Raw genomic sequence first — 22,871 nt, 5'->3', positions numbered from 1 at the left:
CAAGCCGATTCAACGACCTCTCTCATCGATTCAAACAAAAGGAGCCTGCCCATGGCCACCACAAGACTGCTGACCGATGCCGAGGTCGAGGCGATTCCCGCCGTGAAGGCCGTGTTCGACGACATCCGCGCGACGCGCAAATCCGACTTCGTCAACAATTTCTGGCGCGGGCTGGCCAATGATCCGGTCTCGCTGAAGCGGGTGTGGGAGCAGCTCAAGGCGGTGATGGTCGCTGACAGCGCCATCGACCCGCTGACCAAGGAGATGATCTACATCGCCGTCTCCACAGCCAATGGCTGCTCCTATTGCGTCCACTCGCACACCGCGGCAGCGCGGGCCAAAGGCATGACCGACGCGCAGCATGGCGAGCTGGTGTCGATCATCGGACTGGCGGGGCAGACCAACCAGATGGTCACGGCGATGCAGATCCCGGTCGATCCGGAGTTCGAAGTAAGGTGAGGTGCGCCGCGCTACACCGGCCGATATACCTTCTCCGCCGTGTTCCAGAAGATATCGGCCTCCGCCGCCGCGCCGTGCTTGCCCACCGCTTCCCGGTGCGCCCTGATCAGCTCGACGTGGCTGGTCCACAGCTTCTCGATCGGGAAGTTCGAGCCGAACATCAAATGGTCGCTGCAGAGGATGTCGATGGCGGCGTCGACGATATAGCTGATCAGCGCCGGGTCGTTGCGGTGGACGAATGTGCCGAGGCCGGACAGCTTTGCATAGAGGTTTGGTGCCGCTGACAGCGTGCGCAGGCCGGTCTTCCACGCCTCGGTGGTCTCCGGTTCCATGTCGGTCAGCATGCCGGCATGGGTGAGAATGAAATTCGTCTCGGGGTTCTCGCCGACAAGCGTCAGCCCATCCTTCATCTGGGCGGGGAAAAGCTGCAGGTCGAAGGACAGGCCGTAATCCTTCAGCCGGGCGACATTGGCCCGCACCTTCGGATCGATGACCTGATCGGCCGAGGCGGCGAAGCGGAAGGCCGGCGTTTGGTGCCAGTGCAGCTGCATACGCACGCCGCGCAACAGCGGATATTTTTTCAGCCGGTCGATCTGGGGACGCACATCGTCCACCGTCATGTCGGCATAGCCGACGATGGCGTGCGGCCAACCGGTTTCTTCCGCGGTCTTCTGCAGGAAAGCGACCTCTTTTTCGAAATCTTCCTTGGCCCAGTTGGTCTGGACATAGACCGCCTTCTCGACGCCCGAGCCTTGCTGGTCGGCGAGGAATTCCTCGATCGGGTAATCGCGACGGATCGGCTCATACGGCCCGAAGATGCGCGGCACCATCGGTCCGACGAGCCAGGGCTGGTCCTTTTGGCGCCAGATGTGGAAATGCGCGTCGATCGCCTTCTGCATCACAAAACCCTTTTCCAGATTGCCGCGGCCGCCGGAGCTGGACGGGCGAGCGACAGGATGAACTCGCTGAGACCGGCGATTGAGGAGCCGTCGACCAGATCGTCGAGCACCGGCAGGATCGCGCGAAGTGCCGCCGTTGCCGGCCGAAAGCGTGGATCGCCGGCCAGCGGCGTCGCCAGCGAAAGCCGAAAGGCGCGGGCGCTCAGCCGGCGCATCGCCATTTCCAGCTCGGCATGGTCGCCGCGCTCCAGCGCGTCCGACAGGATGACGATCGCCGCCCCGCGTGCAAAGGCGGAGAAGCGCGGCACCGATAGAAACGCGAGCAGCGTCGGCCCCATGCGGGTTCCGCCGTCCCAGTCGTCGACCTGGGCAGCGGCGCGGGCCAGCGCCTGGTCGCGGTCGCGAATGCGCAGCGCCGAGGTGATACGGGTCAGCCGTGTGCCGAAGGTGAAGACCTCCGCCCGGTCGGCGCCTTGCACCGCCGCATGCGCCAGCTTGAGATAGTCCGATGTGTAGAGCTTCATCGAGCCGGACACGTCGATCAGGATGAGAAGCTTGCGCGGTACTGTCTGCCGCCGGCGCAGCAGCGGCGAGGGGATATCGCCGTCGGCACTGACGATTTCGCGCAGCGAGCGGCGCAGGTCGAGCTTGCCGCGCGCATGCGTGAGCACGGTGCGGAAGGAGCGGCGGGCGGGCAAAGCGGTGGCGAGCTTGCGGCGGAAGGCGGCAAGCCCGTCGCTATCGCGGCTGAATTCGCGGACGCTCAACTGTTCGCTGGCCGAAGACAGTTCGCCGCCTTGCTCCTGGCGGACCACTTCGCTCTCTTCATCATTAGTGCCGCCGTCATCCTTGATGCGGGTTTGCTCGTCGGCCTCGCCTTCGACCACGGCAGCAGTGCTGCCATAGAAATGGCTCTGAAAATGCGCCTCGAATTCGTCGCGGCGGTCGGGCGGCGGCGCCAGCGTAGCGAGGGCCGCTTCGCGGATGTCGCTCATCGAGCGCGGGCCGAGCAGCGTCACCGCCTGCATGAAACCGGACACCTGCTCGGGCGCCACCGCAAAGCCGTAGCGGCGCAGCAGCCGGCCGAAGCCGAGCAAGGGTGCTGCGGCGCGGGGCAAGCTCTCCTCTCCCCGTTCACGGGGAGAGGATGCCGGCAGGCAGGTGAGGGGCGGCGTCGACGTTCGCGGTTGACGCTGCCCCTCATCCGCCCCTTTGGGGCACCTTCTCCCCGTGAACGGGGAGAAGGGGTCATTGAAGTCGCGCGTCACGCCAGCGCCTCCTCGACAATCTTGCCGAGCTCGGGCGCGATGCAGGAAAGGTCCTCCTCGTCCTTGATCAGCACGCCGATGGCGCGGCGAAACGCTTCCGGCCACGGGCTGCCGCCCTTTTCGAGGATGGTCGCGGCATTGGCCCATTCGACTGCCTCGGCGATGCCTGGTGGCTTGGCCAGCGGACGCGCGCGGATGTCACGCACGGCGGCAGCCACGGCGCGCGCCGTGGCCTCGGCGACATCGCCGGCGCGCAGCATGATGATCTCGGCCTCGCGCCCGGCGTCGGGATAGCTGATCCAGTGGTAGACGCAGCGCCGCCGCAGCGCTTCGGCCAGTTCACGGGTGCGGTTCGAGGTCAGGATGACGATCGGCTGCGCCGTCGCGCGAATGGTGCCGCGCTCGGGAATGCTGATCTGGAAATCGGACAGGAATTCCAAGAGCAACGCTTCGAATTCATGGTCGGAACGGTCGATCTCGTCGACCAGCAGCACGCGTTTTTCCGGTGCCTTAAGCACCTGCAGCAGCGGCCGCGCGATCAGGAAACGGTCGTCATAGATGTCGACCTCGTGCTCGCCGGCATGGCGGATGGCGAGCAGCTGGCGCTGGTAGTTCCACTCATAGAGCGCATGTGCTGCGTCGATGCCCTCGTAGCATTGCAGCCGCACCAGATCGCGCCCGAGCAGTTCGGCTATCGCCTTCGCCGCTTCGGTCTTGCCGACGCCGGGCGCGCCTTCGAGCAGCAGCGGCTTGCCCAGCCGGATCGCCAGGAAGATGGCGGTGGCCAGGCTTTCATCGGCGAGATAGCGCGAGGCGGCGAGGCGCGACGCCACCGCCTCCGGCGAGGTCGCGACTGTCTCGGCACTTCTCTTGGGCATTTTCAGCACTCAGTTCGGGGCTTGTGCCTTCAGCGCCCGCAGGATGCGCTCCGGCGTGATCGGCAGCGTGTCGATGCGCACACCGACAGCGTCGAAGACGGCATTGGCGACCGCCGGAATCTGCGGGTTGGCGCACATTTCGCCCGGCCCCTTGGCGCCGTACGGCCCGTCCGCCGAGGGCCGTTCCAGCACAATGACCTCGGTTTGCGCGAGATCGCCAGGACCCGGCATCAGATATTGGTTGAAGTCGGTGCCGCCATGGTCGCGGTTCGGGTAATAGGGCTCGGTCGTTTCGTAGAGCGCATGGCTGATGCCCATCCACGAGCCGCCGACCAGTTGCTGTTCGACCATTTTCGGATTCAGCGCGCGGCCGATCTCAAAAACGTTCTTCACGGTCAGCACGGTGACTTCGCCGGTCTCATCATCGACCTCGACCTCCGCCACCGTGCAGGCATGGGCATAACAGGTCGACGGCTTCATCGCGCCGGTCTCTTTTTCGGGGTACGAGCGGGGGATGAGGAACATGCCGCGGCCGGAAATCGAGCGGCCGCGCTTGAAATGCGCTGACAGCGCGACATCGAAGATTGAGATCGATCTCTGCGGCGCGCCCTTGACCAGGATGTTACCCTGGCCGTCGGTCTCGAGGTCCGAGGCATTCACTTCCAGCTCCTCGGCCGCCACTTCCAGCATCACCTGGCGGGCTTCCCTGGCCGCCTGGATGACGGCGTTGCCGGCGCGGTGCGTGCCGCGCGAGGCGAAGGTGCCCATGCAGTGCGGGCCGGTGTCGGTGTCGGCGGTGTCGACGACGACGCGGTCGGTCGGCACGCCGATCGTCTCGGCGCAGATCTGCGCCATGATCTGCTTCATGCCCTGGCCGAGATCGACTGATGACAGCGTCACCATGAAATTGCCGGTCGGTGTCGAATGCACCAGCGCCTGCGTCGGGTCGCCGCCGAGGTTCATGCCGGTCGGATAATTGATTGCGGCGACGCCGCGTCCGCGCCTGATCGCCATCTCAAGCTCCCTTCGTGTAGGACGACATGGAGAGGTACTTTTCCGCCACCGGCCAGTTGGCGGCGCGCGAGGCTTCCTGCATGCACTCGATCAGCGCAGCGCCTTCGGTCGGCTGGCGATGCGCCTTCATATCGCCGTCGCGGTAGGCGTTGATGAAGCGGAACTCGAGCGGGTCCATGCCGATCAGCCGGGCGAGCTTGTCCATCTGCACCTCAAGCGCGAAATCGCCAATGGTCACGCCGAAGCCGCGCATGGCGGAGGAGGGCGTGCGGTTGGTGTAGACGCAGTAGGTGTCGATCCAGACATTCGGGATCGTGTAAGGGCCGGGATAGTGGCCGGCGCCCTTCTGTGCGCCATAGGGTGAGTGGCGCGAATAGGCGCCGGCATCGGTATAGCCGGTGACCTTGCGCGCGACGATGCGGCCGTCCTTCATGACGCCGTCCTTGATGACGACCTTTTCCGCTGCGCGCGGCGAGGAGATCTGCATCTCCTCCTCGCGGCTGTAGATGAAGGAGACCGGACGCCCGGTCAGCTTGGCGCCGAGGATGGCGATCGGCTCGACGATGACGTCGACCTTGCCGCCAAAACCGCCGCCGACAGTGCCGCCGACGAAATGCAGCTTGTTGCCTGGCACCTGCAGGATGATCGAGGCATTGTCGAGGGTGAAGAACATCGCCTGCGTGTTGGTGTAGCAGGTGAAGCGGTCGTTGCCCTCTGGCGCGACGATGCAGCCGGTCGTCTCGGTCGGCGCGTGTTCAATCGGCGAGGATTGGTAGGTCTGTTCGAGCACGTGGTCGGCCCCGGCGAAACCGGCCTCGATATCGCCGAAGCGCACCTTGCGGCATTCGCCGCTGTCATAGAGGTAATAATTCTGGCCGTGATATTCGTTCACTATCGGTGCACCGGGCTTCAGCGCTTCCTCCATGTCGAAGACGGCCGGCAGCACCTCGTAATCGACTTTGACCTTGGCCGCCGCTTCCTGCGCGGCACGTTCGGTCTCGGCTAGCACCGCAACCACGGCTTCGCCCTTCCAGCGCACCTTGCCGTCGGCAAGCACCGTCTCGTCTTCCGGCCCGATCTGGATCAGGATCAGGATGGTGTAGACATTGTGCGGCACATCCTTGGCGGTCAGGATTTTCACCACGCCCGGGTGCTTCTCGGCCGCTGATATGTCGATGCTGCGGATGCGGGCATGGTGGTGCGGGCTGCGCACCATCTTCAGGTGCAGCATGCCGGGAAAATTGCGGTCGGCGAAATAGGCGGTCTTGCCGGTGACATGACCGGGTGAATCGGAGCGCGGCCGGGGCTGGCCGATCTCGTGGAGATCGTCCTTGCGCTGGTCGGCGAAATAGCTCTTGCGGAGTTCCATCTCTTTTACTCCCCTCAAGCCGCGTGCTGCGAATTGGACCGTGCGGCAGTCAGCACCGCCTGGATGATCGGCTCGTAGCCGGTGCAGCGGCAGATGTTGCCCGACAGCGCCTCGACCACCTCGTCACGGCTGGGGTTCGGCGTGTGGTCGAGCAGCACCTTGGCGGCCATGATCATACCCGGCGTGCAGAAACCGCATTGCGTGGCGAAAGCGTCGAGGAAAGCGCGTTGCAGCGGATGCAGCACGCCGCCTACCGAAAGCCCTGACGTTGTGGTGATAGTCGCACCGTTGCAGGCCTCTGCCAGCGTCAGGCAGGAGAGCCGGAGTTCGCCATCGATGACGACCGAGCAGGCGCCGCAGGTGCCTTGATGGCAGCCGCCCTTCGGCGAGGTGTCGCCGATCTTGTCGCGCAGCGCATGAAGCAGCGTCGTGCCGCTGTCGATGAATTCGGCCTTTTCGGCACCATTGAGCGTGAACTGAACCGGGACCATTGCCATCTTTTTACTCCTTGCGCCGCGGCCAGGCGGACATCCGCGCCATGGGCTTTCAGGCGAGCAGCAGCCGGCCGAGATGGACCGGCAGGACTTCGTTGCGATACCAGGCGCTGGCGATCGGATCGGTTGGCGGCGAAGTGCCGTCGCGGGCAACAGCCAGTGCCGGTGCGATGCCTTCGGCGGTGAGTTTGCGGCCAATCAAGGCCTTCTCCGCCGCCCTGGCACGGATCGGCCGGTCGGCCATGCAGCCGAGCGCGATCCGCGCGGACGACACGGTGCCGTCCGGTGCGTGTTCCAGCACCGTGGCGATACTCAGCACCGAGGCGCCCTTTGGCTTGACCCGCGACACTTTCAGGAAGCGAAAGCCGCCTTCCTTCGGAAGCGTGAAGCCGACCGCGGTGACGATTGCGCGATTGTTATCGCGCCTTGCCAGAAAGGTTTCGATCGGCAGCTCGCCGTCGCCGGTGCTGACGGTTGCGTCCAGAGCCAGCAGCGCAACGGTGAAATCGCCGTAAGGCGTCGGCGCGAAAAGATTGCCGCCGACGCTCGCCATATTGCGGATCGCCGGTCCCCCGACGGCGCGCGCGGCGCTGGCCAGCGGAGCGAGATCCGGGTGACGGGCGATCGCCGCCATGGTCACCGAAGCGCCAATGCCGACCGTGCCCCCGGAAATGCGGATGACCGACAGCGCCGGTTCGGTCGACCTGACGAAACCGGAGATCGACACGTCGCCTTCATTGACGGCGCGCACGACCAGCGTGCCGCCACCGAGATAGCGGGTGCCAGCGGCTTTCAGCGCCGCGCCGGCGTCCTTCACCGTCGGGAAAGTCTGCAGTGCAAGCGCCATGGAACGCTCCTGTTTGTCAGCTCAATTCAGCTCAACCTTGCCCGCGAAATGCGCCTTCAGGGCGTTGAAGCCGCCCTGGAAGACGTTTGCGCCCATGCCTTCGGCCAGCTTGTCGGCTTCTTCGGGAGGGGCGTCGAAACTGGCGGTCCATTCGGCATAGGTGCGGTCGCCGTCGGTCACCCGCCGCAACTGCAGCGTCGCCTTGTGGTTGGTGAGCGGCTGCGGCGTCTCCAGGATGGAGTAGCTGACGAGGAAATTCTCGTCGGAGAAATCGAGCAGCTTTTCGCGGAGGCGGGCGCCGCTGGCGAGCTGGAAATTGCGCACGCAGCCGATCGTGCCGGCATCCTTGCCGTCCTCGATGTGGCTTTCGACCATGCGCGGGTGCCAGCTCGGCAGGCCGTTGAAGTCGCGTATGCGCGCCCAGACCTTTTCGACCGGTGCGTCGATGACGCTGGAGATGGTGACTTTCGCCATATGATCGTTCCCTTGCAAATCAGCTGCTTGGGAAGGTAGGGCGGCAGGTTCGGCAGCGCTTATCAATGCGTCTTGAACGCCTATCGAATAGTCTGAAAAACGGGCGCTCAGCTGATCGCCCGCGCCGCCTCACGGTAAAGCGTCGGCGGGACGCCGACATGGTCGCGGAAGAAGCGCGAGAAATTGCCTTGCGTGGTGAAGCCGAGATTGCAGGCGACCGAGATCAGCGGCTCCTGCGACCACTGCAACTGCCGCACCGCTTCCTCCATGCGCAGCGTGTTCCAATAGACGTTGGGCGTCAGATTGGTCTGTTCCTTGAACAGCGCGAAGAAATGCGGCCGCGACAGGCCGACGCTGCGCGCCACGTCGTCGAAGCAGATGCGCTCGCAGACATTGGCTTTCATCAGCTGGATCGCCTTGCGGACGCGGAAATCGTGCATGGTGTTGACGCGGGCGCGCACCGTCTGCGGTGTGGACGCGTCGGCGGCGTCGAGCACGCTGTCGATGAAGCGCTCGATCTCGTAATTGGCGATGTCGTCGATGCTCACATTGTCGCTGAGATGGTCGAGGAGGTTGGCCGCTGCCTTGTGCAGCCAAGGCTCGAGCGTGATTGCCGGGCTCGAGAACAGCGGCGCGGAGGAAGGCAGCTCGCGGCGTTTTCGAGCCCAGTCCGGATCGATGTAAAAGGCGAGGAACAGGCCAGGCGTGCCATCGCGGGACAGAGCGTGGCTGTGCGGCTGGAAGGAATTGATGCCGGCGGCGGTGCCCGGTCCAAGCCGCACCGTCTCGCGGCCGATGGTCATCTCGCCGGCTGTGCCTTCCAGCCAGATGATGATATGCGCCTCGACATGGGCATGGGTGACGAAGTCGCTGGCGACGTTCAGGACAGAAACATGTCCGAACCGGCCCCAGTAGAGCCTGATCGCTTCCGTCATGGGTATATCCTCCCGCAGGCGACTGGCCTCCCTTCGCCTGCTGCGAGCGATTGTGCGGCTCAGTTCGGGCTTGCGTCAAGACGGGATGTGCACGCCCGGGCGCCGGCCATGCGCCGCACCGGCGGATTTTCAGACTCGGCGATAGGAGCGCGTCCCCTTCTCCCCCTGGGGGAGAAGGTGGATCGGCGCGTTAGCGCCGAGCCGCTTGAGGGGTGTTGGAAGAAATGAGGCGATGCCAAGCTGGAGCACCCCTCATCCGTCGCCTTCGGCGACACCTTATCCCACAAGGGGAGAAGGGGACGTTGGGGCTTGAACGTCAGTCGTTGCGCCTGAAATTGCGGATGCGGTCGAAGAGCACGGCCAGCAGGATGGCGCCGCCGATGAACACGCCTTGCCAGAAGGCATTGATGCCGAGCAGGCCGAGGCTGTTACGGATGACCTCGATCAGCGCCGCGCCGACGACCGCGCCGAAAGCGGTGCCCATGCCGCCGGCAAGGTTGGCGCCACCGATGACGGTGGCGGCGATCACCTGAAGTTCCATGCCGTTGCCGAGATTTGTTGTGACCGCGCCCAGCCAGCCGGTCTGGATGATGCCGGCAAGGCCAGCCGCCAGTGCCGAGATCATGTAGACGACGACCTTGATCTGGCGCACCGGAACGCCGGTCAGCGTTGCCGCATGCTCGTTGCCGCCGATGGCGAAGATGTGCCGGCCGAATTTCGTCCAGCGCAGCACAAAGCCCGTGATCAACGCCAGCACGATCATGTAGAGCACCGGATTGGCGATGCCGAACACCCAGGCGCCGCCGCCCAGCGCCAGCAGCTTGTCGTGGTCGGGCCCGAACTGGAAGACGACGGTGTTGTTGGAGGCGACCATGGCTAGGCTGCGCGCAATCGACAGCATGCCGAGCGTCACCACGAAGGGCGGAAAGCCGAGATAGGCGATCAGAACCCCGTTGAAGGCGCCGATGATCAGCGCCGTGGCGATTGCAGCGCCAATGCCGATCTCGATGCCGTAGCCGGCATGCATGGTCACGGCCAGCACCATCGAGCACAGGCAAAGCACCGAGCCGACCGACAGGTCGATACCGCCGGTGATGATGACGAAGGTCATGCCGAGCGCCACGATGGCGACGAAGGTGACGTTGCGGGTGATGTTGTAGAGGTTCTTGGTCGTGGCGAAGGAATCCGTGGCCACCGACAGGAACAGGCAGGCGAGGATGACCGCGATCACCACCCAGAAGGTCTGGCTGGCAAACACCTTGCTCAGCAAGGTGTGCTGCTTGTGCGCGATCGTCTGATCAAGGGTGACTGCCATTATCGACCTTTTTTACTCTGGTTGAGGCGTCAATCATACCTGTTCGATGGCGCCGGTGATGAGTCCGGTGACTTCTTCCGGCGAACTCGATGCGATCGTCTTGTCGGCGACCTTGCGGCCGCGCCGCATGACGATGACGCGGTCGGCAACGTCAAAGACGTCGGGCATGCGGTGGCTGATCAGCACGACGGCGATGCCCTGGTCGCGCAAATGGCGGATCAGGTTCAGCACCTCGGCGACCTGGCGCACCGAGATCGCTGCCGTCGGCTCGTCCATCAGCACGATCTTGGCCTGTGAAAGCATGGTACGGGCGATCGCCACCGCTTGCCGCTGGCCGCCCGACATTTGTTTGACCAGGTCGCGCGGGCGCGTTTCGGATTTCAGCTCGGCGAAGATCTGGCCGGCACGCTTGTACATGGCGGCATAGTCGAGGATGCGAAGCGGCCCGAGGCCGCGGCGCAATTCACGACCGAGATAGACGTTGGCGGCGGCCGTCAGATTGTTGCACAGCGCCAGGTCCTGATGGACGATTTCGATGCCGTGCTGGCGCGCCTCGACCGGCTTGTGCAGGATCAGCTCCTTGCCGTCCATCTGCATCGTGCCATGGCTCGGTGGGAAATTGCCGGCGATCATCTTGACCAGCGTCGACTTGCCGGCGCCGTTGTCGCCCATCAGGCCGACAACCTGTCCGGCCTCGATCGACAACGAAACGTCGTTGACCGCCTGGATGGCGCCAAAATGCTTCGAGATGTTGGTGAGTTCGAGAACCGCCACCAGCCTTCTTGCCTCCCCGTGCTTTGCGGCCTGCGGTTCTGCCGCGGCCTTTCGCTCTCCCCAGTTCCTCCCGGGAGCAGCGATTTCGCCCATTTACGCATAAGCCTTCTTGGCGTCAACCACGGCATCTTTCGAAAAATCAGTTTTGTAGGACAAATAGCATTGACGTCGGTGACAAGGCGATATTAGCTAAGTGTCGGAGGAGCTTGCGCCGATGTCCCGGGTTGCCGGAAGGAATCGGTGAGGGTTTGTCGGTCAGGGATTTGGTAGCCAGCGATATCTGTCGGCGCCGGTCTGAGACTGAAGATGAAAATGCTTATCGACCTGGCTTGGCGACACGAGCGCGACGTCCTCTGTCATCTTGCTCCGGGTCGATCTGTGTGTGGCGGGCACGCGGTGTCCGTTTGTTTCAAAAGGGAGGACTGACATGAGGAAATCACTATTGCTCGCTGCCGCCGCCGTCTTGGCGCTGGGTGCCGGGCCGGCTATGGCCAAGAAACAGCTCGTCATCGTCGTGAAGGGTCTCGACAATCCATTCTTCGAGGCGATCCACCAGGGTTGCGAGAAATGGAACAAGGAAAACGCCAGCTCGGAATATGAGTGCTTCTACACCGGACCGGCATCGACCTCGGACGAGGCCGGTGAAGCCCAGATCGTTCAGGACATGCTGAGCAAGCCCGACACGGTGGCGATGGCAATTTCGCCGTCCAACGCGCCGCTGATCGCGCAGACGATCAAAAGCGCCAATCCGTCGATCCCGATCATGACCCTCGACGCTGACCTCAGCAAGGAAGATGCGGCGCTGCGCAAGACCTATCTCGGCACCGACAATTACCTGATGGGTCACAAGATCGGCGAATACATCAAGAAGGCCAAGCCGAATGGCGGCAAGATCTGCACCATCGAAGGCAATCCGGCCGCCGACAACATCCTGCGCCGCGCGCAGGGTATGCGTGACGCGCTTTCGGGCAAGGACGGCCTCGCGGCGCTGGCGGGCGAAGGCGGCTGGACGGAAGTTGCCGGCTGCCCGGTGTTCACCAATGACGACGGCGCCAAGGGCGTGCAGGCGATGACCGACATCCTCGCCGCCAATCCCGATCTCGACGCCTTCGGCATCATGGGCGGCTGGCCGCTGTTCGGCGCTCCGCAGCCCTACCGCGACCTGTTCAAGCCGATGGCCGACAAGATCGCCAGCAACGCCTTTGTCATCGGCGCCGCCGACACCATCGGCGACGAGGTGGCGATTGCTCGTGACGGACTGGTGACCGCACTGGTTGGCCAGCGGCCGTTCGAGATGGGCTACAAGGCGCCCTCGGTGATGATCGACCTGGTCGACGGCAAGCCGGTCGCCGATCCGGTGTTCACCGGCCTCGACGAATGCACCAAGGACACGGTCGACACCTGCATCCAGAAGTAGGTTCGCAGTTTCGGGGCGCCCTTCGACGGGCGCCCCGTCACAGACCGTCCATACAAACGCACGAGGCGACGCTGCTTTGGAGCGTAGGCCGCTGCTTTGTCGTGCCCTGAATTCAGGCTTTCGACAAGAAGCTGCCGGGGAATACCAATGCCGGACGCGACATCAAAAAAGCGACCCGCCAAGTTGAAGGCCGAGGCTGCGCGGCCGGCCGGCGTTCGGCGTGCCGACGCCGCACACTTTCCCGGCTCGAGCGTGCATGCGTCGCTCGCCAACGAAATCGGGCTGAGGATCGTGCGCGGCGACTATCCGCCGGGAACCATCCTGCCCAACGAAGCCAAATGGTCCGAGACTTTCGACGTCAGCCGCTCGGCGGTACGCGAAGCCATCAAAATGCTGATGGCCAAGAGCCTGCTTGCGTCACGCCCGAAGATCGGCAGTTGGGTCGAGCCGAAGGAGCGCTGGAACCTGCTCGATCGCGATGTGCTGGCCTGGTATGCGACTTCGCCGGACCGCGAGGTGTTCCTGAGAACCGTGCAGGAGTTCCGCCACATCATCGAGCCGGAGGCCAGCGCCTTTGCCGCCATGCGGCGCACCGACGAGCAGATGGCCGAGATCAGCCAGGCCTGCCGCGAGATGGGCGAGGCAACCAACCTGCAGGAGCGGACGCGCGCCGACACGCGGTTTCATCTCGCCATCCTGCGCGCTTCCGGCAACGATCTGCTGGTGCCGCTCGGCGTGCTGATCGAATCGGCGCTCGATCACCTGTTTGTCTTCGTCACGCGCGAAACCAGCGACCAGCAGCATGCGCAGAGGCTGCATGAGGCAATCGAGAAAAACATCCGCCTGCAGCGGCCGGCCGCAGCCCGTGCCGCGGTGCACAGACTTCTTGCCAACACCGACGATGTCATCGGCCGGTCGCGGCGGTGATGATTGCACCAGGCTGTGGATTTTTACCGCCGCGCCGTATTTTGTTCTTGCTTTGTGCCGGCAGCTATGCTAGTAATTTGGGTATGGTGCTAATTGGCTCCAACGACCCGCCTCCCGAGGCGGGTTTTTCGTTTTTGGCTTCTTCCCGATCGGAAGTTGTGCGTGCTGCGGTGCACGGACTTCTCGCGAATACAGATGACGTTATCGGCCGGTCTCGGCGCTAATTTGATCGTTTCTCGGCCAATTGCGCGTAAGTCGGGTCAACCGGCAACGAAGGTCGATCATTCCTGTCAGTGGCAAATCGCAAATTTAGGAGATTAGCCGAAATCCTCCCTTCGTCATCCCTGGGCGGAGCAAGGAGCGAAGCGACGCGGCGCAGACCCTGGGATCCATGCCGTTACCTTGCGGCAGTGCTCCAGCGGACCAGAACCAAACGCTGCCACCCCTGTCCTACGAAAAAGCTCGAAGCACTCTGGGACTGGTCGCCTCGATCAATTCGGTCTCTCATTGGTGGAGCCAGCGCTTCAGCAGCTTCTGGCTCGCGGTCATGGTGGAACGGCAACGAGCGCAATGGCGGATGCAAGCGCCGCTCTGAGCCGCTGCATTCTTCGGCGGATGTCACGGCATGGATCCCAGGGTCTGCGCGACGTCGCTTCGCTTCTGCTCCGCCCTGGGATGACGAAGGTGTGGTAGCATGTGGCTAATCGCCAGCGTTGGAGATTGGCGGCTGTAGCTGGTCGGCAGCGAACGTCTACAGTTCCTTTCGGGCTCAATCGAAGAACCAAATCCTCTGTGCAAACGAACTAGCCTGCGGCAGTCGAATGTTGGTGTTTTGCGACAGACGTTAATCCCAACGTTCTCAGATCGTCTGCTTCTTGCTATCCCTGGTGGGCATGAGGTCAACGCCGTTGACCTTGCCGATATGCGTGGCCAGCATCGGCACATACTGGTCGGCTGGGCCGGTCGCGAAGGCGCCGGCGAAGGCGTTCTTGGTGGCGTTGCCGAGCGGGTTGGCGATGCCGGCAGCACCCGCCATCGATTCGAGATAGGTGAGGTCCTTGAAGGCGTTGGCGATGGTGAATTTGTGCGCGTCGCGGTCGCCTTCCAGCGTCCAGCGCATGAAGGTCTGGTAGAAGCCGCAATCCATGCGGCCGTTGCGGATGACGCTGTCGAAGCGCGGCGGCGAGATGCCGACCTTCTGCGCCAGCGCCAGCGCCTCGGAATAGATCGCGGCGTAGCCGAGCGAAATGAAGTTGTTGAGCAGCTTCATGCGATGGCCGTCACCGGTGTCGCCGATATGGACGATGCGCCCGGCCCAGGTGTCGAGCACCGGCTTCACCCGGGCAAAGACCGCATCGGGCGCGCCGACCATGGCGTCGAGCGTGCCTTCCCAGGCCTCCTTCGGCGTGCGGCTGAGCGGGGCATCGACATAGTCGACGCCGAGCCCCTTGAGCTCGGCGGCCAGCGCCACCGTCGAGACAGGATCCGAGGTCGAGCAGTCGACGACAACCGATCCCTGCTTCAGGCCTTCCCTGAGGCCGCCTGGGCCGCGGATGATGGCTTCAACCTCGCGCGAGCCGGTGACGCAGATGAAGACGACATCGGATGCCACTGCCACGTCGCGCGAGGTCGCCGCTTCCCTGGCGCCGCGGCCGAGCAGGTCTTCGGCCGGCGTGCGGTTCTTGCGGCCGAGAAACGTCAGCGGATAGCCCTTGTCGACGATGTTCTTCGCGATCCCATGGCCCATCAGGCCAAGCCCGATGAAGCCGATCTTTTCGCTCGCGGCGGTAGTGTTCATGTCGTTTCGTCCTATTTTGCAATGATGGATGACGGCGCTGCACCTTGCCGGCGAATTGTTGAAGCGGGTTTTTGCCGCATGCCGTGGCAGGCGATTGCAGAGTTCGATATTGTCTGACAATACACATGAATTCCAGGGAGAGCAAAATGACGAAGCGGATCATGTTCACCGGCGGCAGCGGCAAGGCCGGGCGCCACGTCGTACAGTATCTGGTCGAGCAGGGCTGCCAGGTACTCAACATCGACACCAAGCCGCTCGACAATCCCAAGGTGCGCACGCTGATCACCGACATCACCGACAGCGGGCAGGTGTTCAATGCGCTGTCGAGCTATATGGGCCTGCATGAATTCGACCCGTCGCTGCGCACGCAGCCGGTCGATGCCGTGGTGCATTTCGCAGCGATCCCGCGCATCATGATCACGCCCGACAATGAGGTGTTCCGCATCAACGCGCTCGGCACCTACAACGTCATCGAGGCGGCGGTAAAGCTCGGCATCCGCAAGGTGGTGATCGCCTCCAGCGAGACGACCTACGGCCTGGTCTTCGCCAACGAACCGCGCGATCCGACGCATTTCCCGCTCGACGAGGCGTACGACGTCGATCCGATGGACAGCTACGCGCTGTCCAAGGTCGTCAACGAGAAGACGTCCCGGGCCTTTGCGCTGCGCAGCGGCTTCGACATCTATGCCTTGCGCATCGGCAACGTCATCGAGCCGCATGAATATTCGCTGTTTCCGAAATGGTTCGCCGATCCGGGTTTCCGCAAGCGCATTGCCTGGAGCTATATCGACGCGCGCGACCTCGGCCAGATCACGCTGCGCGCCATCGAGAAGGACGGGCTCGGTTATCAGGTGTTCAACGCCGCCAATGACGACACCTCATCCGACCTGCCGACGGCCGAACTTTTGAAGCGGTTTTATCCCGACGTGCCGGTCAAGGGCGAACTTGGCGAATACGAGACGCTGCTCTCCAACCGCAAGGCGCGCGACATGCTCGGCTTCCGGCCGGAATACAGCTGGCGGAAATATGTCAAGACGAGCTGACGGGCGCACCTGACGCGGAGCCGGCACTGTGCCAGCCCGCAATGGCCCGTCATGAGGCTAGGCTCATGACCCGCTACGGCCGATGCGCCCACGCCCTACGTTCAGGCGTTCGCCGTCGGGTTCATCCATACGATTTCCCAAACGTAGCCATCTGGGTCTTCGATGTGGCGATTATACATGAAGCCAAGATCCTGTGCCGGGTTGGGATCGGCGCGACCGCCCGCCGCGACCGCGCTGGTCAGTGTTGCATCGACGGCGTCGCGGTTATCGACAGTGAGGGCGATCATTGCCTGGCTGTCGCGCCGTGCGTCGCCGATTGGGCGTGTAGTGAATTCACGGTAGTGGTCATGGATCAGCAGCATCACCCCGATCGTGTCCGAGAACATGAGCGAGGTGGATTTGTCGCCCGAAAACTGCGGGTTCACAGTGCCGCCTAGCGCCGCGTAGAACGCCGTCGACGCCGACAGGTCACGGACAGGCAGGTTCACGAAAATCATTTTGGGCATCGATTTCGCCTTCTCCAGGAATGCGCGCTGCGCTATTATCTTGCTGTAATGTTAGTAGATGCAATGTATCTTGATTGCAAGATACATTTTGCCAAGGGAATATTTGCCATGGATCGGGCCGAGGCCGCAGCTAAGGAATGGGCCCGCGAGCGCCCCGATCTTCCGTTGCTACCTGTTGAAACGGTAGGTCGTCTGCTTGATGCCGCCGCGCGGGTTATCCGCGATCACATGAACCCGTTGCTCAAAGAAGCAGGCCTGAACGTAGGTGAGTTCGATGTGCTCACGCCGCTCAGGCGCGCCGGTGAACCCTATATGCTCTCACCTACTCAGCTCTACGAATCGGCAATGATCTCCTCGGGCGGCATGACGAGCCGCCTGGACCGGCTGGAGCGCGCCGGGCTGGTTGAACGACGCCCCGATCCTAACGACCGGCGCGGCAAGCAAATTGCGCTGACGACTGGCGGCAAGCGCGCGATAGACGATTTGATCGGTCCGATGGTGGCGCTGGAAGAGCAATTAATCTCCGTGCTGACGCCGGCGGAGCAGGAAACTTTTAATGCTCTACTTAAGAAATTGCTCACCGGCCTCTAGGCCGTTGTTCCACGTCAGCAGTCATCTCCGCCTCTGAGTGTTCAAAAAGCTGGCCTCTTGCGACGGCGTTACGACTTTGCTGAAGGCAGCCTCCGTGGCGACGAGGTGGCGACGGTCCGGGCTTGCCAATGCTCCACGAACGCGGCAATTTCAGCCCAATTAGGCCGGTCATCGGGCGGATGTCGGTTCATTGTCGACGGGGTAACTGGTTGATGACGACACGCTTTGACGAGTGCAGAGGCGCGGGAAAAGCGGGGCGTGTTCCGCACCTCGCAACCCCTCCGTCGCGCCATCGTGATAGGATCCTGCAATGACCCGCGATCAGATGCTCGCCCACCTCCGCGTCGCCGACGCGGTCGCTCGGGAGGCGGCGGCGCATGGGCACCATCCGTTCGGGTGTGTGCTGGTCGGGCCGGACGATCACGTGCTGATGCGCCAGGGAAATCTCGATACGGTACGCCACGCCGAGACGGAACTCGCCCGGCGCGCCGCGGCTGCCTATGAGCCGGATTTCCTCTGGTCCTGCACGCTGGTCTCAACGGGCGAGCCCTGCGCGATGTGCACAGGAACGCTCTACTGGGCGAATATCGGCCGGCTGGTCTACGGCTTCGAGGAGACTAAGCTTCTGGCGCTGACCGGGGATCACGCGGAGAACCCGACGATGAGCCTCCCTTCGCGCATCGTACTCGGCTCGGGCCAGAAGAAGATCGAGGTCTTTGGCCCATTCCCCGAGATCGAGGACGAGCTGCTCGCGCCGCATCGCGATTTCTGGACGCACTGACGCTGCGGCTGAGGCAAGGGATGGCATCCGAAACGACCCCGAGCGCGAGCGATTCGCCTTAATAACCTGCGCTCTTGGGATTTTGCTGTTCGGAAGCTACGGAGCCTGCGCGCAAGATTCGCGACCCGATCCGTATTGGGGACAAGCCGATTTTCCGGGCGAGAAGGAGAGAGTCACCGAAGGCAGGCGAATGGGAGGGGCCATTGGCGACGTTGAACGCTACGTCATGGATCAAATGCTATTTCGCAAGGGCATTATCCCCTTGGGACAAGTTAGCCTTGAAGGGGTCTCAGTCCTTCGATAGCTTGTTGACGCTGCAACGGCAGCCTCGACACACACACACACACAAGGACAGACATAAGATGGAAGACGATACGAACGTTACGTACCGCGTTGGCTCAGTGAACGATCCGACCAACGTAGGGAAGTCAGCCATAAATCGTGAACTTGCCATGTTCGCAGCGGGCCATTTGAGGCGCGACGAGTGCTTGGTGCTGGAGAAAACCCAGTGGGAAGAAAAATACGATAAGATGCGTCCGGCCTGGACAGTCATCCTTGATGCTGAACATGAACCCGGTGAATGGGACTTAGGGTTTCGCGCGAGAGTAGCTTAGAACAAGCCAGAAACACGGGTTCGATCCCCGTACGCCCTACCGTGGGGCGGTCGTCTAGCGGTTAGGACACTGGCCTTCATCGAACGCCGCTCCCTTCGGGTCGAGCGGCGTTTCCGTCTTAGGCGAACATATCTGGGAGGGGGTGTACCGGTTTTGAGCGCGGAAGATCGCAAATGCGCTTGGTCTGAGAGTTCTTTGGTATCCCGACCACCCACTTTTCAAACTCAAGTAAGCTGACAGTCTTTTTGCCTTCCGATTCCGCCGTTGTGCCTTTGCCGTTGTCGAACGTGTGGAAGGCGATATCGGGGACGCCACCGGCCTCTCGCAGGTAAACTGCCGACATAAGTTGGATGGCGTCTGGCGTGGTTAGTACGCCATCTTTTCCGCCGGTGGGGCATGGGTAGCTGATATCGTGAACGATAGCGCTCCAGCGCATTATGTCGGGCGTTGGATCTATGCCGAAAAATGCACCTTCAAAGTCGGCTAGAAAGGCATCGAAATCGCCATATCCCGCACCGCCAAGAAAGCTTGGCCGCACCTCGACGATCGACAAGGTTGAATAATAGATGGCGGTTTTCCCGGCCTTCGCATCCTTAAGGTGCTGGCTGATATCAGGGAATAATTCAGCACTCCGGTCCCCCTTGAGGTACCGGATGAAAACACACGCGTCCCAAAAGTAGTGAGACGAAACCCCCTTCAACTATGCCAACCCCGCTCTTCTTTTGCATCCCCAAACGACCCTTCCCACCGCTGTATATCAGGGTTCGTTTTGATCGCACGCGGTAGTTCGTATAGTTCGATCTTATGGGGGAGCCCTGAATTACCGGTGTATGTAATAGCCCCCGTAACCCGCACTCTGTTATCGAAAAATGGCTTGAGTTCTTCAGACGAAAAACGCGAGCACTCGCATGCTATGTCTTTGCCGCCAATCGTTAGGCGTAGCGTTAGAGTAGGCGTGCCGGACCTTGCATCCTCAACGACAATGGTTCCGTCCAGCGACCCCACGGTGACGCCCTTAAACCAGGTTGGCTCTTCCGCCGCGATTCGAACGGCTTCGGCGGCTCTTTCGTAAAAGAGCTTATCCACCCGAACGATATCGAACCCATTAACAGTGATTTCTGCTACGTCGAAATTCTCTTCTGCGCCCTTTGCAAGAACGGCAATGTGCCTAGCGCATTCGAGATGCTGGCGAGCGTACTCATACCGCCCGGTCGCAACTGACTGAATGCAGCGACCAAAGGTATCGACGCTTGAGAAGTGGGGAATGTTCTTGTTGGCGCGCTGTTCCTCGATAGTTGCCGACGCGCTGGATGGCTTAAGGTCGGCTATGACAAAATCGTAGGTGGTTTCACCATTGGCTGACTTGTCGGCGGCTTCCATTGCCTTCACTAGGGACGCAAGCTTGCTCGCAAAGACGCTGGCGCGAACTTTGCGGTTAAGGTCGGCCGTGCCGACCACTCTTAGTTTGACCTGTCGGCTATCGACTTCGGCCACGATCCACCATCCATTGCGGCCCAATATATTCCATGGTAACCTTTCAACAAGGTTTATGCAAGTAAGTTCTTGATTCAGAAGGAAAAAATATAGGCCAACTTGTCACTCAAAGATGCCTTAAGAGACGGAAAGCTTGAGGATTTCATCCGCCAGCAAGAGGCGGCTGGCGTCGGGTCCAATCGAAGAGGCCGCCTTCCTAAAAGCGGCGCTCTTCGTGCGGCTCAATGCGCCAAGGGAGGCCGGATCCTGATCTCTGGGATCGTACGGGATATGATTCCGGCCAGTTCGAGGCGCGCCACTGCCGCCCCACGTTCGGCCTCAGTAAGGGTCTCCGCGGCCTCAGGAATGCGGTATTCGATGGCGTTGGCGGTCCAACTCTTATTTTCCTACCCAGCCTGAGCCGTGACGATGCCGTCGGCAAGTCGAAAGTATTTGATAAGCGCTGGAGAGATTGCCGCGAATGCGTTTCGTTGACCCGCCAAGCCGCCTACCAGTGCGGACATCTGTCGGGTCCTTGCCGAAAACCCTTGGTACAAATCGCGCAGCGACTTCGAATTTTCAACGAGAACATATTCTTGGCTGCCCGGGGCGAGTTTGGATTTCAAGGATGCGACTTGCGCGTCAGAGAGCGGCTTATCGGGAAAGTCGCCCAGCAGTTTGTCCATTTGGTCCGCAGCTTCAGCGAAATATTGAGCAGCGACGCCAAACTCTTCTGCCCCTCTGTTTTCACCTCCAGAAAGCTCGCGGGCGCGAAGACCCGCGACCAAATGTTCAATAGCTTCGAGCGCTTTGGCACTCGCCGCTCGGGAAGCAGCGCTCGTTTCGGCGTTTCCAAAAATGTTGCCGAATTCAGATGCGCTCGCTACGGAGCATAGGACTAGACCAGATAGGACGGCCGCTAGAAGGTTACTTCCCCTCACACCAATCCTCCCGCATGTTGATCTGCTGTTCGTTCAAACTCTTCTCGGCAATCATTTCTTTCCACGCGGCGTTGATGCCGGGCAGTGCGACGAAGCCACAGAAGTCGCGAACATAGGCCCGCCTGAACTCGTCGGTGATGCCGTCAGCCTGCGATTGCCGGTAAACGGACAGATAGAAGTTCAACATTTTCCAGATATCGAATTTGGCATTCGTTTGATCCTCCGGCTTCAAAGTCCCAGCTAAAAGATCCCGCACGTAGCCGCGGCCTTGCACAACATCTAGCAACTCCCGCCCGTCGTTTTGAATGGTGTAAGTATTGGATGCTTTGAGGGCTGCAGTAGTTTCTGAGAGTTGATACCACGTGACCCAAAATCCGACGCCTGCCACAAGCACCCCGGCGATCGCAGCAGCTGACGTTATCTGGTCAGTGTTTTTCTTGAGCCAAGTACAAGCCCCGCTCATGTGGCGCCCCCGCCTGATGCATTCCTCAGATAGCATCCATCATTAACATCTACCAGCCGAATAGATAGCAACATCCTAATTACATGCGCTACGGGAGGCCGATCGATGGCGATTAGGGCGTTGAGCCAGCCAGATGCTGCCGATGACGAAAACGACGCCGGCGATTTGAGGCAAGGTCAGGGTCTGGTCCAGGAGTACCCATCCAAGCAGCACGGCGGTCACCGGGCTGAGGAAAAGCAGCGACGACACCACCGCAGATTCCAGTCGCGCAATGCCCCGGAACCAGAGGACATAGGTCAGCGCCGCGCCGATCAGCCCGAGCCACGCCAGTCCAAGCAGGTTGGCGCCGGTCGGGATTGGGATGGAAGGCTCGAAAAGCAGGGCTACCGGAACGAGAAGCAGACCGCCGGCGGTCAGTTGCCATGCCGTGAAGGTAAGCAGCGACACTGGCGGTTGCCACTTGCGGGCCAATACGCTGCCGAAGGCCATGGAGGCCGCCCCGGCGAGGCCGGCGGCAACGCCGACTAAATCGAGCGTCGCGTTCGGGGTCAGCACCAGCAATGCAACACCGGCGATCCCGACAAGGGCAGCGACGATCGCTAACGGTCGGACGGCGCTGGCAAGCAGGGCAGCGGCAAGGAAAATCACCATCAACGGCTGGACCGACAGCACCGTCGCGGCGACCCCGCCCGGAAGCCGGTAGGCGGCGACAAACAACATGCTCAGGAAGATCGAGATGTTGAGGGCTCCGAGGACGAAACTGCGCAGCCACCAGATGCCCGTTGGCAGTTGCCGAACGATCGCCAGCAGCAGTAAGCCGGCGGGCAGGGCTCGCAGCATTGCAACCGTCATCGGGGAAAAGTTCGGCAGGAACTGCGTGGTGACAACATAGGTGCTGCCCCATATTGCCGGTGCAATGGCTGTAAGCAACAGATCGGAAGGGTGCGTTTTCATAAGATTTCCAGTACTTCGGCAAGAGGGCGGCGCGGCTTTTGCGGCCAGTTTCCGGGCGCGGCGCGGCCGACCGCGATGAGCATCACCGGCACTTCATTCAATCCAAGGCCAAACTCGCGGGCCACGCCTTCGGCATCGAAGCCTCCCATCGGACCAGCGACGAGCCCCCGCGCTTCGGCTGCAAAAATCAGCGTTGCAGCGCCAAGCGTTGCCGAGCGCACCGCTTCGTCGCGGGCTGCCCGAGGATCGGCATATTGGGTGCGGGCGCCTTCCTGCCAGCCCGAAGCCATATCCGCCGGCATGAAGCCGGCTTCGACGAAAGGAAGCAGCCTTGCATTGAGGGCAGCGTGGTCGGGCAGTACGCCGCAGACGATGAAGGTGACCGCTGCTTCCTGCACCTTGGCCTGGCCATGGGCCACGCTGCGCAACCGCGCCTTTGCTTCCGGCGTCCGCACGGCGATGAACCGCCAATTCTGAAGGTTGTAGGCGGTTGGCGCGCGTGTTGCGAGGCGTGCCAGTTCCTCGACCTCGGCATCCGTCAATGCGTGCGAGACATCGAACCGATTGGCCGACATGCGTCGCTCGATAAGGGAGATTGTGGGGTTGGTCATCATGTCATTCCGAAATTGAGTAAGCC

26 protein-coding genes are annotated in these 22,871 nt (G+C 62.0%); 7 read left to right on the top strand and 19 right to left on the bottom strand.

What is annotated here, in order from left to right; genetic code table 11:
- Positions 1–51 precede the first annotated feature (51 nt).
- On the top strand, positions 52–459 hold the full coding sequence (locus NKI95_RS12220; protein ID WP_352465276.1) for a carboxymuconolactone decarboxylase family protein: 408 nt from the start codon (positions 52–54) through the stop codon (positions 457–459).
- 11 nt (positions 460–470) lie between these two features.
- On the opposite strand, the gene NKI95_RS12215 is transcribed toward NKI95_RS12220, so the two are convergent.
- From NKI95_RS12215 to NKI95_RS12165, 11 genes are all read right to left on the bottom strand, one after another.
- Complete coding sequence (locus tag NKI95_RS12215) at positions 471–1,358, bottom strand: amidohydrolase family protein (RefSeq protein ID WP_352716991.1); 888 nt, start codon at positions 1,356–1,358, stop codon at positions 471–473.
- Positions 1,358–2,476, bottom strand: a complete 1,119-nt coding sequence (locus NKI95_RS12210) for a vWA domain-containing protein (protein ID WP_352716990.1) — start codon at positions 2,474–2,476, stop codon at positions 1,358–1,360. The genes NKI95_RS12215 and NKI95_RS12210 overlap by 1 nt, the downstream gene beginning before the upstream one ends.
- Before the next feature lie 146 nt (positions 2,477–2,622).
- On the bottom strand, positions 2,623–3,504 hold the full coding sequence (locus NKI95_RS12205; protein ID WP_352716989.1) for an AAA family ATPase: 882 nt from the start codon (positions 3,502–3,504) through the stop codon (positions 2,623–2,625).
- Between the two features lie 9 nt (positions 3,505–3,513).
- A complete protein-coding gene (locus tag NKI95_RS12200) occupies positions 3,514–4,518 on the bottom strand; it encodes a xanthine dehydrogenase family protein molybdopterin-binding subunit (protein WP_352716987.1) in 1,005 nt (334 codons plus the stop codon).
- A 1-nt stretch (position 4,519) separates the two neighbouring features.
- The gene (locus NKI95_RS12195) at positions 4,520–5,887 is read right to left on the bottom strand and encodes a xanthine dehydrogenase family protein molybdopterin-binding subunit (protein ID WP_352716985.1); all 1,368 of its coding nucleotides are present in this window, start codon (positions 5,885–5,887) and stop codon (positions 4,520–4,522) included.
- A 14-nt stretch (positions 5,888–5,901) separates the two neighbouring features.
- The gene (locus tag NKI95_RS12190) at positions 5,902–6,384 is read right to left on the bottom strand and encodes a (2Fe-2S)-binding protein (protein ID WP_352716983.1); all 483 of its coding nucleotides are present in this window, start codon (positions 6,382–6,384) and stop codon (positions 5,902–5,904) included.
- A gap of 49 nt (positions 6,385–6,433) precedes the next feature.
- Positions 6,434–7,228 carry an FAD binding domain-containing protein gene (locus NKI95_RS12185; RefSeq protein ID WP_352716982.1) on the bottom strand — a complete coding sequence of 265 codons (795 nt, stop codon included), beginning with the start codon at positions 7,226–7,228 and terminating at the stop codon, positions 6,434–6,436.
- Positions 7,229–7,249: 21 nt separating this feature from the next.
- Entirely contained in the window at positions 7,250–7,702 is a 453-nt protein-coding gene (locus NKI95_RS12180; protein ID WP_352716980.1) for an SRPBCC family protein, read from the bottom strand.
- Between the two features lie 107 nt (positions 7,703–7,809).
- Positions 7,810–8,637, bottom strand: coding sequence for a helix-turn-helix domain-containing protein (locus tag NKI95_RS12175; RefSeq protein ID WP_352716978.1), 828 nt, complete (start codon positions 8,635–8,637; stop codon positions 7,810–7,812).
- A 316-nt stretch (positions 8,638–8,953) separates the two neighbouring features.
- A complete protein-coding gene (locus NKI95_RS12170) occupies positions 8,954–9,952 on the bottom strand; it encodes an ABC transporter permease (RefSeq protein ID WP_254820532.1) in 999 nt (332 codons plus the stop codon).
- A gap of 33 nt (positions 9,953–9,985) precedes the next feature.
- Positions 9,986–10,726 (bottom strand): ATP-binding cassette domain-containing protein, encoded by a 741-nt coding sequence (locus NKI95_RS12165; RefSeq protein ID WP_023675804.1) that lies wholly within the window; start codon positions 10,724–10,726, stop codon positions 9,986–9,988.
- Between the two features lie 427 nt (positions 10,727–11,153).
- Between NKI95_RS12165 and NKI95_RS12160 the strand changes: the two genes are divergently transcribed.
- Positions 11,154–12,143, top strand: a complete 990-nt coding sequence (locus NKI95_RS12160) for a sugar-binding protein (RefSeq protein WP_352716976.1) — start codon at positions 11,154–11,156, stop codon at positions 12,141–12,143.
- A gap of 147 nt (positions 12,144–12,290) precedes the next feature.
- On the top strand, positions 12,291–13,070 hold the full coding sequence (locus NKI95_RS12155; protein ID WP_352564321.1) for a FadR/GntR family transcriptional regulator: 780 nt from the start codon (positions 12,291–12,293) through the stop codon (positions 13,068–13,070).
- A gap of 859 nt (positions 13,071–13,929) precedes the next feature.
- Here NKI95_RS12155 and NKI95_RS12150 read toward each other — a convergent pair.
- Positions 13,930–14,868 carry an NAD(P)-dependent oxidoreductase gene (locus NKI95_RS12150; protein WP_352716974.1) on the bottom strand — a complete coding sequence of 313 codons (939 nt, stop codon included), beginning with the start codon at positions 14,866–14,868 and terminating at the stop codon, positions 13,930–13,932.
- Between the two features lie 146 nt (positions 14,869–15,014).
- On the opposite strand from NKI95_RS12150, the gene NKI95_RS12145 reads away from it, so the two are divergent.
- Complete coding sequence (locus NKI95_RS12145; protein ID WP_352716973.1) at positions 15,015–15,911, top strand: NAD-dependent epimerase/dehydratase family protein; 897 nt, start codon at positions 15,015–15,017, stop codon at positions 15,909–15,911.
- Positions 15,912–16,012: 101 nt separating this feature from the next.
- Here the strand turns inward: NKI95_RS12145 and NKI95_RS12140 are convergent, their stop codons facing one another.
- Positions 16,013–16,417 (bottom strand): VOC family protein, encoded by a 405-nt coding sequence (locus tag NKI95_RS12140; RefSeq protein WP_352716971.1) that lies wholly within the window; start codon positions 16,415–16,417, stop codon positions 16,013–16,015.
- Between the two features lie 108 nt (positions 16,418–16,525).
- On the opposite strand from NKI95_RS12140, the gene NKI95_RS12135 reads away from it, so the two are divergent.
- From NKI95_RS12135 to NKI95_RS12125, 3 genes are all read left to right on the top strand, one after another.
- Positions 16,526–17,008, top strand: coding sequence for a MarR family winged helix-turn-helix transcriptional regulator (locus NKI95_RS12135; protein WP_352716969.1), 483 nt, complete (start codon positions 16,526–16,528; stop codon positions 17,006–17,008).
- Positions 17,009–17,318: 310 nt separating this feature from the next.
- The gene (locus NKI95_RS12130) at positions 17,319–17,789 is read left to right on the top strand and encodes a nucleoside deaminase (protein WP_352716967.1); all 471 of its coding nucleotides are present in this window, start codon (positions 17,319–17,321) and stop codon (positions 17,787–17,789) included.
- Positions 17,790–18,151: 362 nt separating this feature from the next.
- Positions 18,152–18,403 (top strand): hypothetical protein, encoded by a 252-nt coding sequence (locus NKI95_RS12125; RefSeq protein ID WP_156932376.1) that lies wholly within the window; start codon positions 18,152–18,154, stop codon positions 18,401–18,403.
- Between the two features lie 118 nt (positions 18,404–18,521).
- Here NKI95_RS12125 and NKI95_RS12120 read toward each other — a convergent pair whose 3' ends face one another.
- From NKI95_RS12120 to NKI95_RS12095, 6 genes are all read right to left on the bottom strand, one after another.
- Positions 18,522–19,103: a type II toxin-antitoxin system VapC family toxin gene (locus tag NKI95_RS12120; protein WP_352716965.1), complete on the bottom strand. Its 582-nt coding sequence runs from the start codon at positions 19,101–19,103 to the stop codon at positions 18,522–18,524.
- Positions 19,100–19,897 (bottom strand): hypothetical protein, encoded by a 798-nt coding sequence (locus NKI95_RS12115; RefSeq protein ID WP_352716964.1) that lies wholly within the window; start codon positions 19,895–19,897, stop codon positions 19,100–19,102. The genes NKI95_RS12120 and NKI95_RS12115 overlap by 4 nt, the downstream gene beginning before the upstream one ends.
- A 386-nt stretch (positions 19,898–20,283) precedes the next feature.
- A complete protein-coding gene (locus NKI95_RS12110) occupies positions 20,284–20,817 on the bottom strand; it encodes a hypothetical protein (protein WP_352716962.1) in 534 nt (177 codons plus the stop codon).
- Positions 20,804–21,280: a hypothetical protein gene (locus NKI95_RS12105; protein ID WP_352716960.1), complete on the bottom strand. Its 477-nt coding sequence runs from the start codon at positions 21,278–21,280 to the stop codon at positions 20,804–20,806. Before NKI95_RS12105 ends, NKI95_RS12110 begins: the two co-directional genes overlap by 14 nt.
- Positions 21,281–21,355: 75 nt before the next feature.
- Complete coding sequence (locus tag NKI95_RS12100; protein WP_352716958.1) at positions 21,356–22,234, bottom strand: EamA family transporter; 879 nt, start codon at positions 22,232–22,234, stop codon at positions 21,356–21,358.
- Positions 22,231–22,845 carry a nitroreductase family protein gene (locus NKI95_RS12095; RefSeq protein WP_352716956.1) on the bottom strand — a complete coding sequence of 205 codons (615 nt, stop codon included), beginning with the start codon at positions 22,843–22,845 and terminating at the stop codon, positions 22,231–22,233. Before NKI95_RS12095 ends, NKI95_RS12100 begins: the two co-directional genes overlap by 4 nt.
- Positions 22,846–22,871 lie beyond the last annotated feature (26 nt).

It is taken from the genome of Mesorhizobium sp. M0306, from assembly GCF_040321655.1.
Classification (GTDB): Bacteria; Pseudomonadota; Alphaproteobacteria; order Rhizobiales; family Rhizobiaceae; genus Mesorhizobium.
This window is presented reverse-complemented; position numbering and strand designations above follow the sequence as displayed.